General features: G+C 58.7%; 10 protein-coding genes and 1 pseudogene. 1 reads left to right on the top strand and 10 read right to left on the bottom strand.

The window, feature by feature from the left end; translation table 11 throughout:
- Together KDL09_RS00970 and KDL09_RS00965 are read right to left on the bottom strand one after the other, a co-directional pair.
- A pseudogene (locus KDL09_RS00970) lies at positions 1–361 on the bottom strand (hypothetical protein); the annotation flags it as partial.
- Entirely contained in the window at positions 358–1,599 is a 1,242-nt protein-coding gene (locus KDL09_RS00965; RefSeq protein WP_294380401.1) for an FAD-dependent oxidoreductase, read from the bottom strand. The gene KDL09_RS00965 and the pseudogene KDL09_RS00970, both read right to left, overlap by 4 nt.
- Before the next feature lie 119 nt (positions 1,600–1,718).
- On the opposite strand from KDL09_RS00965, the gene KDL09_RS00960 reads away from it, so the two are divergent.
- Entirely contained in the window at positions 1,719–2,510 is a 792-nt protein-coding gene (locus KDL09_RS00960; RefSeq protein WP_294380399.1) for an SDR family oxidoreductase, read from the top strand.
- Between the two features lie 54 nt (positions 2,511–2,564).
- Here the strand turns inward: KDL09_RS00960 and KDL09_RS00955 are convergent, their stop codons facing one another.
- The 8 genes from KDL09_RS00955 to KDL09_RS00920 form a co-directional block, all read right to left on the bottom strand.
- Positions 2,565–4,088: a sulfatase gene (locus KDL09_RS00955; RefSeq protein ID WP_294380396.1), complete on the bottom strand. Its 1,524-nt coding sequence runs from the start codon at positions 4,086–4,088 to the stop codon at positions 2,565–2,567.
- A 5-nt stretch (positions 4,089–4,093) separates the two neighbouring features.
- On the bottom strand, positions 4,094–5,641 hold the full coding sequence (locus KDL09_RS00950) for an L-serine ammonia-lyase, iron-sulfur-dependent, subunit alpha (protein ID WP_294380394.1): 1,548 nt from the start codon (positions 5,639–5,641) through the stop codon (positions 4,094–4,096).
- A 101-nt stretch (positions 5,642–5,742) separates the two neighbouring features.
- Entirely contained in the window at positions 5,743–7,926 is a 2,184-nt protein-coding gene (locus tag KDL09_RS00945) for a prolyl oligopeptidase family serine peptidase (RefSeq protein ID WP_294380393.1), read from the bottom strand.
- A 16-nt stretch (positions 7,927–7,942) separates the two neighbouring features.
- Positions 7,943–9,298 carry a sulfatase gene (locus KDL09_RS00940; protein ID WP_294380391.1) on the bottom strand — a complete coding sequence of 452 codons (1,356 nt, stop codon included), beginning with the start codon at positions 9,296–9,298 and terminating at the stop codon, positions 7,943–7,945.
- 16 nt (positions 9,299–9,314) lie between these two features.
- A complete protein-coding gene (locus KDL09_RS00935; RefSeq protein WP_294380389.1) occupies positions 9,315–10,955 on the bottom strand; it encodes a sialate O-acetylesterase in 1,641 nt (546 codons plus the stop codon).
- A 1-nt stretch (position 10,956) separates the two neighbouring features.
- The gene (locus tag KDL09_RS00930; protein WP_294380387.1) at positions 10,957–13,338 is read right to left on the bottom strand and encodes a DUF6288 domain-containing protein; all 2,382 of its coding nucleotides are present in this window, start codon (positions 13,336–13,338) and stop codon (positions 10,957–10,959) included.
- A 52-nt stretch (positions 13,339–13,390) separates the two neighbouring features.
- A complete protein-coding gene (locus KDL09_RS00925; protein WP_294380385.1) occupies positions 13,391–14,590 on the bottom strand; it encodes a sialate O-acetylesterase in 1,200 nt (399 codons plus the stop codon).
- 58 nt (positions 14,591–14,648) lie between these two features.
- Complete coding sequence (locus KDL09_RS00920) at positions 14,649–15,671, bottom strand: ThuA domain-containing protein (protein WP_294380382.1); 1,023 nt, start codon at positions 15,669–15,671, stop codon at positions 14,649–14,651.
- Between the last annotated feature and the right edge of the window lie 4 nt (positions 15,672–15,675).

Genomic DNA, 15,675 nt, shown 5'->3' with positions numbered 1-15,675 from the left:
TCGCCGATCCACAAATGGGATAGCCATGAGCCCGCACTACCTGCGTGTAGAAGGCAGGCACTCCATCCTTCGCCGCTGGATCGTAGCGAAAGCCCTGCACGGGCACCTTGCTCACCACATCCACTCTTTTCTCGACGCCATTCTTCACTCCCTCCGTGATGACAAACCGGTGCCCAAGCGTCGTGCCGATGATCTTGTCTTTGCCCGGGGCGATCGTGCCATTCGACACCCGATGTCCGTCGTTCATCTCCCAATACACCTCGAGGGGATTCTGCGCGGCGTTGATGATTTGCAGCTTCGGCCGCTCAAGAGCGAATGCCGGCAACGCGAGAATCAATAGGGCTAGAAGGATGTGTTTCATGCAAATCGATCGGGTGACATCAAATCGAGCGCCACCGGTGATTTCTCGCGCGTCAGCAACTCGGCAACTATCTTCCCGGTCGCGGGTGCGAGGCTCAAGCCCATCATCGCATGACCGGTGGCCACGGTGAGGTTTTTCCACCGCTTCGTTTTGCCGATGTAGGGCATGCCATCGGGTGAAACCGGCCGTAGGCCGCTCCAAGGCTTCACCTCTGCAAAGTCCTTCTCTTCAAATGCCGGAAAAAACTGCGGAAACGCTCGCGTGATGCCGCGGACACGACGCTGAGTGATCGATTCGTCGATGCCCGCCATCTCCATCGTGCCGCCGACACGCAGCGCGCCGTCCATGGGTGTCACTGCCAGCCGTGCCTCGGTGCAGATGCTGCACAGTTCGGGAAGCTGCTTCGGATTGGCGAGCGTGAGGCTGTAGCCTTTGCCCGCCTGCATCGGGATCTTCAATCCAAGTTCCTTCGCGAGCTGTGCCGACCAAACACCGCTACACAGCACCACTTCTTGAGCCTCCACCTGACCTCGTGACGTCTTGACCGCTTTCAACGCGCCACCTTCCACCTCGAAACCCTTCACCTCCGTTTCCCATAGGAAGTTCACGCCGAGGCGAAGCAGTTCCTCTTCCAACGTGGCAATGAAGCGTCCTGGTGCGAGATGACAGTCCTTCGGAAAAAACACACTGCCGCAGATGTCCATCGTCACCTCAGGATCGAGCGCGGCGGTTACCTTCGCATCCAGCACTTCGGCGGGAATGCCGAGCGCGTTTGCTTTGGCGGCCATGTGGCCTTCTTCATCGAGCGTCTGCTGTTTCTTGCACAGCATGAGCAACCCGCGCTTCACCAGGCCGAAATCGAGTCCCATCGCCTCAAAGCAGTCGCGACTCAGCAGACTGAGGTCGCGCAGCACGGGCGCGGCGGCTTCGACGCGGGCTTTCGTGGCCGCTTTCCAGAAATGCAGCCCCCAGCTCATCAAGTCGGTGTTGAGGCGCGGTTGGATGTAAAACGGCGACTCAGGGTTCCACATCCATTTCAGACCTAGGGCGACCATTCCAGGTGCGGCCAGCGGAACGAAATGACTGGGCACGATCATCCCGGCGTTCCCAAACGAGCATCCATCCCGCTGTCGCGGCTTCTGGTCGATGATCGTCACCTGCATGCCGCGCCGCGCGCAATAAAGCGCCGTGCTGAGGCCGATGACGCCCGCGCCGAGGATGGTGACTGACTTGCTCATGAATTACGCGAAGCATACTGCTGAGTGGCGGACCGTCTTGGATACTTTGGCGGTCGGAAACTCAAATTTTGCCAAGGTCACAGGCTGGACGGGCCGCAGGTGCTCGTTAGCATCGGCGCATGGATCAAAACTGGACAGACAAGATTGTGATCGTCACCGGCGGTGGCGGCGGCATGGGACAGGCGGCGGCGAAGCGTTTCGCAGACGCCGGGGCGAAAACATTCATTTTTGGACGCACGCTGGAATCGCTCCAGGAGACGGCGGCTCAGTCGAAAAACATTGTGCCTGTCGTTTGCGATGTGGCGGACACTGCCAGTGTGGCTGCCGCGCTCGATGCAGTGATGCAACACGGTACGCCTTACGGGCTCATTCACACCGCTGGTATCAACACGCCTGACCGTTTCATGGCACATGCGGATCCGTCGAGAATCGCCAGTGAGGAAAGCTGGAGAAAAGTCATGGAGATCAATGTGATCGGCGTGGCGAATATGATTCAGGCCGTTTCCAAGCCGATGGCGGAAAATGGTGGCGGCAAGATCGTCGTGGTGTCCTCCACCGCTGGTCACGGCTACGATTCCTTTGCCGGCGTGCCTTACACGGCGAGCAAATGGGCCGTGCACGGCATGCTGTTCACCGCGCGCATGCAGCTCAATGCACATGGCATCGTCCTCTCCGAATACGCCCCAGGCGAAGCGAACACGCCGCTCGTCGCCAAACGCCCCGTGCAACCCTCGCCGAAGCACAAGGAGGCCATGATCACCTGCGAAGATTGCGCCGACGCGATGTTCTTCATTGCCAGCCAGCCGCACAGCATGAGCATCGTGCAACTCCCCGCCTACCAGCCCTTTGGTGGCATGCCGCCTCAGATCACGCTGCCATGGCTGGACGCTTTTGAGATCAAGCAGCGGTGATTACGGTCTGAGTTCAGTTCGTCCTCGAACTCCAGCTCCGATTGGCGTGGTGCCTTACTCCACCCCTTTGGGGTTCCGCTTTTTCTTCGGCTTGTCCGGGCTGGGCGCCGTCTTTGCCTTGAGGAGCGGGGCTTTTTGCTCCCATGGAATCGTGCGGCTGAACAAGGTGGGATACTTCTCGTAACCGTGCTCCGTCACGACCCTGGCGGCGATTTGCGAGAGTTCTTGATCGTACAATGCACGCATGGCGTCGAGCTGCGCGGCCTGGGGCGTGTTCTCCGCTGTGTTGAACATCTCGACGCCATCGGTGGAGAGCCGGAAAAGCTCATCTGTTGGCTTCATGCCCTTGCCATAGTACCAATGAATGTATTTCCAGCCGGGGGTGACAATGGCCATGGACTGCGCGGATTCGATGCCCCAGAAATTGAAGAGCGGCAGATGGTCGCGAACTTGCCCCTTCGGATTCGTCAGCAGTGGCAGGAGGCTTTTGCCGTCAATGCCCTCAGGCGCCGCGACACCGGAGAGCGCGAAGATCGTCGCGGCCATGTCCACGTTGGCCGTGATAGCATCACTGACCTGGCTGGCGTGTTGTTTTTGAAGGCGCGGGTCGTAAATGATGAGTGGTGACTTCGCCCCTTCCTCATACGGAATGACCTTGTCTCCAAAGCCGTGCGAGCCGCTGTTGTAGCCGTTGTCGGAGGTGAAGATGATCACGGTGTTCCGTGCCAGTCCCTCGCGTTCCAGACCTTCGCGGATCATGCCGAGTGCAGCATCGACGCCGGTGATGAGGCCATAGTACTTCGCCACGGTGCCATCATAGTCTTCAATCCACTCGCGATACCCGGTCGCAGCACGGCTGGTGTGGACCTGAGGCGAGAGATGACGGCCGTTTTCCACTCCGTAGTTCGCGGGACGGGTGAAGGTCTTGCCTTCGTAATGCTTCATGTCGATGGGATCCGGCGTGAAGGGCAGGTGAGGAGCTTTGAAACTGATGCTCATGCAGAAGGGCCTGCCGCTGCCTTTGGCCGCTTTCAGAAAGTCCAGCGCCCAGGCGCCATAGGCACGCGAGCAGTGCGGATACTCGTCCGCATACTTGGCGATGCCTTTGTTCTTGGCCGTCACGTAGTCGGTCTGTCCAGGCCCACCGGCCCAAACATCGAATTCGTTTTCAAAGGCTTCGAACGGTTCGCCTTGGAGAACAAAGCCGATCTTGCCCGCGAAGCCGGTGAAATAACCCGCCCGGCGCAATTTTACGGCATAGGAGTTGTCGAAAAAGCGTCGATCGAGATCGCCATGATCGAAGTTGCAGCCGTGTCGATATTCGTAGAGGCCGGTCAGCACGCAGCAGCGGCTGGCCATGCAGATGGAGCTGGTGTTGTAGTGGTTCGTGAAGCGCGTGCCGTCCGCCGCGAGCTTGTCGAGGTGCGGGGTGACGATCTCCTTGTTTCCATAGCAGCCTGCGGCGCGGATGGTCTGGTCGTCGGAGAACAGGAAGATGATGTTTGGCCGGTCCTCGGCAGCGAGGACGAAGCCATGCGGCAATGAGAAGAAGGCAAGGATGAGAAGAATCGATTTCATGAAGGTCAGTGGCAGCCGCAGGAGCCGCAGCCTTTGGTCTTTAGAGAGGCCAGCTTTCGCTCGATCTCAAGGGAGGTTGGTGTGATGGCCAGACCGCCGAGCGAGGTGCAACGATGCTCACGTGGCATCATTTCAGAAACGTTCTTCGCCGCGTCGATGACCTCATCGAGTGGGATGAGCGGATCGAAGTCCGCCAGCGCCATGTTTGCGCAGGAAAGCGCGTTGCTCGCGGCCATGACGTTCTTGCCGAGGCATGGCGCTTCGACGCGGTTGGCGATGGGATCGCAGATTAGCCCGAGCATGCTCTGAAACGCCATCGACGCTGCGGCGACCGCCTGATCACGTGTGCCGCCCGCAAGTGTCACCAAGGCTGCCGCTGCCATGCTGGCCGCCGAGCCACCCTCGGCCTGACAACCGCCGACCTCCGCCGCGAAAGTCCAGCGGGTGGTGATAAACACACCGATCAAACCGGCTGCTAGCAGCGCCTTGGCCATGTCCTCTTCGTCTTTGTTCATCGCTTCCGCCATGCCGATGACTGCACCAGGAAGGGCGGCACACGCACCAGCCGTCGGTGCGGCGACGATGACGCCCATCGAACTCTTCACTTCCATCAAGGCGGTAACGTAGAGCACGATGCGGTTCAGTGCTCCGCCATCGAGCAGGCGGCCTGCGTTCATCAGTTCCTGAAAGCGTCCGCTCTGATGGTGCAGCACGCGATCTTCGTAACTGGTGCCTTCGATGCCGCTGGAGATCGAACGGCGCAGGATGCGGACGATGGCGATCATCTTGTCGATGACTTCATGCTCGGTGAAGTTTCCGCGCGCCATTTCATATGCGATCGCGAGTTTCCAGATCGGTGTGTTTTGGTCGCCATCGTGCAGAAGCATGTCCGAACAACCCGTGAAGGGAACGCGCATGTCCTTGCGCGACGGCACCGGGAGAACAGGGGCGAGGCGTTTGACGGAATGCGGCTTCAAATGGTCTGCAGGGACGAAGCGCGCGGCTTTGACTTGAAGGAGTTGCTGGTCGCCCAAGTCGTGAACAATCACTGCGTCGGCTTCAAAGTCAGTCTCTGTGCCGTTTGGGAACCAGATCAGCGTTTCGTGATAGCCGCCGTCCATGGACATCGCCACGCCGTCAATGCTGAGCACCTCCATCATGCCGCCGCCGGTGGAGATGGCGATGAGCGTGTGTGTTTCCCTCGTGTTCTTCAGCGTGAGACGGTAGGTGTTCGGATGCGGATCACCGACATCGACCGTTTTGATGCGCAGTTTGATTCCGGCGTCGGCGAGCGCTTGTCCAGAATTCGGCAATCGTTCGTCATCGGCTTCCCATCCGAGAAGGCCGCCAAAAAGGCCCATGTCACTGCCCTGGCTTTCATGGGTCGTGGGCAGTGAGCCTGAGCGATCGAATTCGACGAGCACTTCCGTTATCTCGCCATCCATCAGGTCACGTGCCAGCCTGCCGATGCGCAACGCCGCCGCACAATGTGAACTCGACGGTCCGCGCATCACGGGGCCGATGACGTCGTTGAAGATGGAGACGGCACTCATGGTGTTTCAATTTGATACTTGTGTCCGGCATAAGCTCCCGCGAAAGGCCAACAGGCGAGCAAAGCGGAAGGGAACATTGACTTCATGGAAGGGGGATTGAGTCACGGAGACGACACTTTGGACATGCCGAGCTGGTCGAAGAGGAAAGCCAGCACATCGGCACGCTGCGCGATCTTCTCCGAGAGGGCCGTGCCCATGCCGTGACCGGAGGCGGAACTGAGACGGACGAGGATCGGGTTCGCGGATGAAGTCGCGGCTTGCAGTCGTGCCGTCATCTTGCGCGAGTGGGCTGGGTTCACGCGGCCGTCCGTTTCGCCGGCGAGGAAGAAAACGGCGGGATATTGCGTGCCGTCGGTGACGTTGTGATAAGGCGAGTAGGCATGAAGTGCGCGGAACTGCGCGGGGTCTTTCACGGTGCCGAATTCGGTGACGTTGAAGGCACCGTTCGGATCAAGCTCGACACGCAGCATGTCGTAGAGACCCACATGGGCCACAACAGCGCGAGCGTGGGTGGGATGCTGCGTGAGAAAGGCTCCCATGAGCAGTCCGCCGTTGCTGCCGCCTTCGACGGCGAGTTTGTCGGGGCGGGTGTAGCCCTGCTTGATGAGGTGCTCGGCGCAGGCGGCGAAATCGTCGAACACGTTCTGCTTCTTGGTTAGATTGCCTGCCAGATGCCACTCCTCGCCGTATTCGCCACCGCCGCGAATGTTGGCGATGACATAGATGCCACCGCGATCAAACCATAGGCGCTGCTCAAAATTGAACACCGGCCTTATGCTGTGTCCGTAGCCGCCATACGCATAGAGTAGCGTGGGATTGCTGCCATCGAGCGATGTGCCTTTGCGGCGCAGGATGTTGATCGGAACCTTGGTGCCGTCTTTGCTCATGGCGAAATCGCGTACGGCTTCGATGTCGCTGAAATCGACAGGCGAGGTGTTGAAGAGGGCTGTCTTCCGAACATTCGCGGTGACGGGATCATAAAACATCCACACAGAAGGAGCGACGTAGCTCGTTTGTCGAAACAGGATGCCACCGGCGACTTCAATGAGTACGCCGACGCCTGAGGCGGCAGGCAAGGGCACCTCGCGCTCGTTCTTCCCATCCGAGTCGAGCTGTCGGATTCGTGACGGACCGCCGATGAGATCGGAGACAAACAGATGCTTCGCCGTGGGCGTGATGCCCTCGATGACTGCATCACTCTCCGGCACGATCATCTCGGCATCAGCCAAAGTCCCGGTGACGCTCAGTCGCAGCACCTTGCCACACGGCGCATCTTTGACGGAACGCAGATACAAGCTCGATCCGTCGTGGCTGAACGTGACTTCCTTGATCGCGTCCTCGTGTCGCGTGATCTGCCGCCATTCGGCGCCGTCCTTGGTCTCGCGGATGTGGTGGGCAAATTCTCCGCCATCGCCATTGGCCACGCTTGCGAGCAGCCACCGTCCGTCTTCCGAGGTGTCGAGTTCGATCTCGGCAATACGAGGGAAGTCACGACCGGCGGAATACTCGTCATTGCTCACGGGACTGCCGAGCCTGTGGAAGTAGATTTGCTGGTAGAAGTTCAAGTCCGCCTCTGGCTTCTCGCCGGCATGCGGATAACGCGTGTAAAAGACGGCGCTGCTGTCAGGCGTCCACGCAGCGCTGCCGCCGCCAGTCGGATACTGCACACGGATGATGCGATCCGGGAGATGCTCGCCCGTGTCGGTCCGGTAAAAATGCAGCGTGCCTTCTTCACTGCCATGTTCGGACAGGCAGACGGCGATCAGCTTGCCATCTGGCGACGGCACATACCAATCCATCGCCACCTGTCCCTTGGGTTCGATCTCATTCGGATCGAGAACGACTTTCTCGGAAGCCAGATCATCCGCGGAAGTGAGCGTGACGAGCAGGCGCTGTTGTTTGGGTGGTTGGAACTTCAGCGCAAACAATCGTCCCGGTCGCGATACGATGCCGCTGTGTGATGGCGTGTCTTTGGCATAAAGGGCGGTCAGTTCGGCCTCGATGTCGGCGCGGTCAGGTCGCGCATCGAGCCACGCGCGCGAGTATTGGTTCTGCGCATCGGTCCATGCCTTGACTGCGGGCGAACTGGACTCTTCCAGCCAGCGGTAGTCCTCCACAACCTTCACGCCGTGATGCTCGTCCGTGACGGGCTTTTTTTCTGTCAGAGGAACGGATGCGGCGATGGGCATGGCAGAAAGGGAAGGTTTCTTGTTGGAGCCGTCCGCGGCATGCAGAGCGACCAGCGGCACGAGCAGCAGACAGGCGATTGAGAGTGTGTGATTCATGAGTGAACGCATGGATTCATCGCTTTACCGGGGGGCGGGCATCCATTTCGCGAAGCCAGGCATCGAGCTTCCCTGCCATGCGCTGGGTTTGTTCCAGAGACTGCGCGGCAAGATTGTGCTTTTCACCGATGTCGTTGCTCAGGTCGTAAAGCTCGAGCGAGTCGTCGTCGTAGTTTCGGATGAGTTTAAATGCGCCCTCGCGGATGGCACTGCCAAGGCGGTTCTTTTGGTGAAAGGCGTAATTCGGATAGTGGAAGTAGAGAGTGTCGCGCTCAAAGCCGGGTGATTGCGTGAGCAATGGCAGCAGGCTTTTGCCATCGAGAGTATGATTCTCTGTCGGAGGCAGGCTGGCGACTTCAAGCAGCGTCGGGTAGCAGTCCGTGCTGATCACTGGTGTTTCATTCATCGTGCCAGGCTTCACCTTGCCCGGCCAGCGAACGATCCACGGTACTCGAATGCCACCTTCATAGAGCATTCCTTTGAAACCACGAAGCGGCCGGTTGTCGCCATTGTATCCACCGTTGTCTGACTTGAAGAGGACCAAGGTGTTGTCACGCAGTCCAGCCTCGTCGAGCGCTGTGAGAAAGCGTCCAATGACCGTATCCATGGCCTCGATCATCGCAGCGTAGATCGGGTCTTTAATCTCCGTCCGCTTGCGGTATTTGGCGATCAATGCCTCACGCGCCTGCATGGGGTAATGCACCGAGTAGGGCCACCAGTTGAGAAAGAAGGGGCCGCCCTTGTGCTGCCGAATGAAAGCGATGGATTCATCGGCGAGCCTCTCCGGCAGGTATTCACCCGGTTTCCCATCCGCCAGTGCAGGGTTGCGATACGGGGCGAAGTAGCTGGGCGGTCCGCCGTTCGAACAACCACCCACATTGAGATCAAAGCCTTGCTTCTCCGGACGGAGTTCTTTTTCCACCAATCCCTTCTCGGCGCGAGTCACATGGGAAAGGTGCCATTTCCCGACGTGTGCCGTGGCGTAACCCGCCGCGGAAAGTCGCTCCGCGATGGTCACCGCCACTAGCGGCAGGTGGCGGATGTTCTCAGCCTCATGCAATGGCGAGTCTTTGAGCGCAAAACCATCCGGGTTCCCTGGCGCATGATTGGTGATGTGCAATCTCGCTGGAGATTGCCCTGTCATCATCGCCGCACGAGTGGGTGTGCAAACAGGAGAGGCGGCGTAGGCGCTCGTGAAACGCATTCCTTCCATGGCCAACTGATCCAATGCCGGCGTGTCCACCAGCGCATTGCCATAGCAGTGAAGATCCCGCCAACCGAGGTCGTCCGCCATGATAACGACGATATTGGGTTTCTCGCTTGCTGTGCAAACGGCGGCTAGTGCGAGGAAGCAGGGGATGATGAATTTCATGCGTTGAGGCGATGCTTCACGGGTGCTCCAAATAGCTCTTCGCCAGCAGCTCTCCGAGGCGAACAATGCCCTCGGCGGTGATGACGAGCTTCTCCTCCTGTAGCGGCAGATCGAAGGCCTTGATGTGAATGAAGGACGGATCAGCGGTGGCGAGCGCCTCAAGATTTGCCGTAATGTCGATGGCATCGACTCCTTTCCCATCCATGGGCGGCTGCTGACTGACGAACCATTTCAGCGACGGCAGCGCCAGATCCTGACGGCTCTGAGCAACCGTCGATTGCAGCCAGCTGGCGGCCGCTTTCCGATAAGGGCCGAAGCACATCTCGTTTTCGCCGACGTGATAGAAGATGCCGGCGACTTCCACCTCATGACCTTTGGCCTTAAGTTCCTCGATCGACTGCTGGATGAAGGCGATGAAGGGTTCGTAAAGATTCAGGTCCTTCGCGTCCGTGCCTTGCGGTGTCCAGTCGTTCATCTGCGAACCACTGTGGGTGAATTTGGCGATGGCGAGGTTGCCGGGAGCCTTCGTTTGCAGCGTCTTTGCGAAGCTCAGTTCTGGACCAAACGTGTCGTAGAATCCAGCAGGACCGAGCGGTTCCCATCCTTTGGAGATCTTGAAGCCGCCGCCAATGCTGTATTTGAAAGCCATTTTGTCGTTGTCGCGCAGCAGTGACTCATGCCCCTTCAAGGCCTTGAGGTCCTGTGTGAAGGCACGCTCGCCCTCCATGTTGCGATGTCCGGCGAGGATGAAGAGTTTGACGGTGCTTCCCTTCGGATAGGGCCACGTCTTGAGCGGGCGGTTGATGTCGGGTTGTTTTCCAATCGTGCGCAGATAGGCGTTCGCATAGTTCACGCCATGCTCCAGTTGGCCCAGAGTGCCGTAGTGGTAGTGCAATCCTGTTTCTTTGCCGATTTCCACCGCATCGTGTGATGTGGGGATGTATTTCACCAACGGGTCGGCTTCAGCGACGGCCTTCTGCGCCATGCGAATCGCATGCATGTTCGAGCGATTGTCCATGCCCCAGATGGTTTTCGTGCAAAGCTCGCCGATGTAGAACCTGAGGTCTGGAAGCTTCAAATCGCGCCGCCAGCACGCGATGAAGTTCTTCAAGTTCGCCGCGTAGGCCGGCTTGAAGGCCTTGTCGAACATGTCGTTCTCCCCCTGATGCCACATGAATCCTTCGATGCGATACGCGGTCTTCTTTCGATCCAGCTCGGCCAGCGACGCACGCACATGCTCAAGCGCTAGCGGGTAAAGCTTGAAGCCAGCCGGTGTATCGGGGTTCCAATCCTTGCCCAACGTCGTGCCCCCCGAAGCCACTTTGATCACCGCGATGGGCGCTTCGATGCTCTGCGACAGCTTTTGAGCAAAGCTCAGTTCCGGTCCGAAGTAATCGCGGGTCGGTTGCATCGGAATCCAGCCATTCGAAGTCTCCATGGTTTCACGCCCAAGCTTGTAGGAGAACAACACCTTCGTCTGCGGTTGATCCAGGCCAGCGAACGGCGGGAAGCGGTTGATGTCCTTCACCTTCGAGTGCGTACCGACCATGTTGGACTGACCGGCAAAGATGAAAACGCGGAGAGTCTTAGCGTCCGTGTCTGCCGAGCAAACAACGGAAGGAACAAGCAAGAGAATGACTGCGAGTAAGTGTTTCATGCTACTTGAGCTTGATGAGCGTGGGGAAGTCGGTGCTCGATTCGATGGCACGGATCGTTTCCCGAACGGCAATGGCTTTCATCACCATCAGGTTCTTTGGAAAATCCTTTTCCTCTTTCTCGAAGTAGTGCGCGAGTTTCTCCAAGTCTGGAATGACCCTTTTTGCATGGGCGCCATAGCTGAGCAGGATCTTCATGAGTTCAGGCGTGCGCTTCTGGCTGGCCCATGGGTTTTGATCCCACGTGTATTTCACGCAGGCCGCAATGCCGTCTTCAATGCGATGCTTCGCCAACAGCCGCAGGCCTTCGACCCGGATTGAGTCCGCGAACATTTCGCCGCTGGGTGCTGGCTGCACGATGGCTTCGTGGATTGCCGGAAGCAGGGGCTTGATTTCTTCGAACGAAAGGTGGCCATAGACAGAACCAATGCTGCCACGAGCGCGACCGTCCTGGTTCTTCAACCCAGCTTGCACGGCCTTGTATAGCGCCGGACGATCCACCCCATCTAACGATCGACTGAGCATGCCGCCACGATCAAACAGGGCAAAAGTCAGGTAGCGCTGCTGCATGCCGCGCGGGTCATGCACGGTATCCACCTGCGCCAGCAGTTCGAGCAGTTGAGGCACTGTCTTCATGGCAGGCGCACCGATGGCTGCGAGGGCCTCCGCGGTTTTGATGCGCAGCCAAAGGTCCTGACTTGTCAAAGTCTTCTGGAGGGCATCCACGGCTGGCGCTCCACGTCCACGAAGGGCTATCAAAGCCTGACAGGCCCCGTAGCGCGATTCGAGTTTTGGAGAATCGAGCAACTCGATCAAACTCGAGATGGAGGTGTCCTTGCGACGCCCGATTGCCATGGCAGCACGCTCGCGAACGACTGGCGACCAACTGCCGAGGCGCTCCATGAGCTCTTTGTTGCCGAGTTTGTCGTATGCACTGTGGCGGTCTTTGTTGTTCCAGCCGCGCCCATCGCTGATGAGCGATTGCGCCGTTGTGGCATCGAGTTGTGGTGCGACTCCTCCACGTTTTCCCGTGAGATAGATCTTCTTAAAGGGCATCGCATAAGCCAGCAGGTAGGCCCCGGTGCAGTCCCAGCCAGCATAGCTGTCTTTGCTGTCTTCAGGCGGACCTTGGTGGAGAAAGGTGCCATCCCATCGGCGGGCAAGGTCGAAATACCACGCGCCAAACTCCTGCATCCAGGCGCCGGTGGCGTGAGGTCCTGAGTGCGCCACACCGGGCATCGCCCACAGCATGTTGAAGAAGTTGCCGGTGTGGCCTGTGTCGCGCTCGGCACCATGGGAGGCAAGGCTCATGCGTGAAAAGAACTCCACGCCTTGCGCCTCGCCGAGCAAGTTGAACAAGACCGAGACCATGCCGCACTTGCCATTGTCATCGTGGTTCTCGATCCACGGATGATGATCGCCATAAGGAATGGCTCCCTTGCCGATGTAAAACCGCAGCAATCGCGCGCTGCGTTCGATTGCGAGATCAATGGCAGGATCCTTGATCCCCGCTTCTCGCGCCAGCACCAAGGAGATCGTCAGCGGCACGCCTGGCGAATTCATCATGCCGTAGCCCCGGAGCCGGCCATCGGCCTTGGCAAAACCATGTCCCCAAGATCCAACCGCACTTTGACCTGTGGCAGACTCCATGGCGAGGCGCTTCAGGCCCGGCATCACCGACTTATCTCCCGTCGCGCACACATACTCGCCGAGCAGCATCATCACATAGCCATAGCGCCAGGTTTGCATGCTGTTGACCGAAAAACTCGCCGCCCATTCGGCTTCTCTTTTGATCAGAAGCATATAAGCAGATTCGCCGCTCGCCAAAAGAGCCAGCGCATTGAGCGAACGCGTGATCGGCTCTTGTTTCTCGTAGCCGGGGGCACTCATCCGGGCCGCGAGTGCTTCGCATCCTTCCTCGAGGACGCGTTTTGACTTTGAACAATCGAATGGAGCCGTGGCCGAGTAGCTGCCGAGCACCGGAAGATTTAAGGTGACCTGGTCTGTTTTGCCCGCTCGCCATCGAGTGAGCAGCAACTTGCCTCCGCCGGCTTCTGTTTCCGCCGCCGTGAGCGCCTTGCCCATTTCCGTGCGTGGATCAAAAGAAAACGCCTTTCCACCGGCTCCTAGGATCACATCACCCACCGCAATGATTCCATCCGCTGGCGACTTTGCCTCGACCTTCGTGATCGCGATCTGACGCGCGTCACTCGTCACCATTTTGTCGCAAAACATCCAGCCACGCAGCCCGGTGGCTCCGAGATTCCAATCATGTTTCGCTTTGGAGGGGATGACGCCGCCTTGGGTGAGGTCGGGTATCTTGAGATCCTCTGCCGATGCAACCAGTGCTGCGGCGAGAACGGATGAAATCAGGGCGAACTTCATGTGGTGGTATGAAATGGCGGGTGAAAGGTTCTCCGGCAGCGTTCCCCACGATTTACTTGGATTTTTTCGCGAACCCTTTCAGGCCCGCCATCGCCTCGGCCAGACCTTTGCCGATTCCACCGAGGATTTTCGCAGACCCGAGGTAGTGGTACTCTGCATTGGAGACGCCTTTTTCGAGCGCGAGACGCTCACGCTCGGTGAGGCCTTCCATGCGCATCTTGTCGCTTAAGGCACGCTCCTCGGCAGGCTTCATTTTGCCATCCTTCGCGAGCTTCTTGACCTGTTGTTTGATCGTCTCTTCTTTCGCCCGCGCGGCTTTCAACTCGCGATCCCAGTAGTTCTCCGTCAAAACGGCGGCGACATTGCCTTTGAATTCGGGCAGTTGTGCGGGGGCGGCCATGGCATCGCGGATGTTTTGATGCGTGGACTTGTAGCGCTGCTGGTCAGGGCCGTACTCGGAGGTCGGACCGCCGACCCCCATGACGCCGATGACGAATGGGAGTTCCGGCGCGTTTAGATCCTTTCGCACATCGCGAATGAAGTCCGCCATCACGGTGGTGTAGGCATCGTAACCGCCTGGCTTGTCGCGATTGGGATAGGTGCCTTGGTCCACCATGTCATTCCAGCCTTGGAACCAGGCGAATCCCGCGAGTTCGTAGCCTTGTGATGCATCGTAGCTTGGCACCACGCGCTTGATGTCAGCGAGCACTTTCTTCACGTGCTCGATCATGAGCCGGTAATAGACGCCGGTTTCTTTTTCCTTCGCCGCCTTGATGGCCGCAATGTCTTTGCCTTGCTTCTTCAACGTGGCGAGTTGGGTCTCATTGAACACATAAGGTCCGGCGCTCGGCGGGCGGAAGTCGGTGTTCAAGCTTTTGCCACCCCACGAGGTTTTGATGAGCAGAATCGGCGCGTCGGTGAACTTCTGCATGTGGAGGCCGAAGGTGAACTCAGGGCCGATTTTCGGACCATTCTGACTCGCACCGAAGCCTGCGGTCAGTTTTCCGGTTTGCTCCGTGTCCGCGCAGCCGATCGATGAGATCCACACGCGCTCGCAGACTTTCGGCTGGCCATCCGCGCCCAACATCTCATCAAGCATAGGTTTGGTGGACGGATCCATGCCGACATGTTCGAAGGTGCTCACTTTGGCGTGGCCCTGCATGTTCGACTGTCCGGCAAGGATGAAGACCTGCAGCGGCTTCGCGGTGGCGGGCAACGTGAAGGCGAAGAGTGCTAAGAGGATGCGTTTCATGGTTTTGATGGAGTGGGAATAGTGGGTGGAAGGATCGTTGAGAGGTGACTGTTCTTTTTCATCGGTAGGCTGACACCGCCGTCGGCATGACGCCCAGTTCTGTGTAATTGAATCCGCTTTCGAGCGGTTTGTAGGTGCCGACGATGTCCACTCTGCTTGTGGCTTGAATGGTCGACTCGAGTTCCATGCACCAGTAAGCAGCATTGATGATGAGGCGGCGCAGGTCGGCGCACTCAAGGTCGGTGCCGCTGCCCATGGTGGAGTGAAACACACGGGCGCTTTCGCCTGCGCTCGTCTTCCAGGTCTTGAACCACGCGACTGGCAGCGGCTCAAGTTTGGTGTTGGCCGGATCGTCATGCTGGCGGCCCATGAGGGGCTGGCCCCAGACGAGCGCGGTGCAGTCGCCGGGCAGGCTGGTGCCCTCTTTGTAAGTGCGATAGACATCGGAGTTGCCCCAGATGTCAGTCACACCTGCGAGGATGGGATGATTCTTCTGTTCCTCAACGAGGATGCCGCGGGTGGAGTCAGCGTGCCAGCGGCCGTGGTGGCCCATGAACGCGCCGCCTAGCACCTCCGTGCCCCAGTTCACCTGCTTGCCGTTGATCTTATAGGGCAGGGGCCCGCGGAAGCCGTGATTCGCTGTGCGGAGTGCGATGAAGGGCTTTCCGGAGTCGATATATTTCACGATCATTTCGTTTTCGCTCTTCGGCAATGTGAGCAAGCGGGTGAAGAAGATCACGAGATCGGCCGAAGCGAGATGCTCGAGGCCGGGAATGTGGTGCGACTTGAATTCGCTTTCCTTTCCTTTCTCGGGATACACCGGCATCGTCGGGTCCACCTCGCCCTTTTCATTCACGCCGAAGAGCACGGTGCAATCGAAGCCGTGATGCGTGCTCAGAATCTTCGCCATCATCGGCATCGACTGCTCGCTGCGGTATTCCTGATCGGCGGCGATGAGCACGATGTGCCTGCCCTTGCCGGGGCCTTCGCCACCGGCATAGGTGAGCCACTGCGTGCTATCCGGCACTGGATGAGCGAGAGCTTGACTGCCAATGATGAGAGCTAGCAAGAGGCGATGCATGGTG

This window comes from Prosthecobacter sp., from assembly GCF_020439865.1.
Classification (GTDB): Bacteria; Verrucomicrobiota; Verrucomicrobiia; order Verrucomicrobiales; family Verrucomicrobiaceae; genus Prosthecobacter.
The sequence above is the reverse complement of the archived record's forward strand: the minus strand, read 5'-3'. Positions and strand labels throughout refer to the sequence as shown.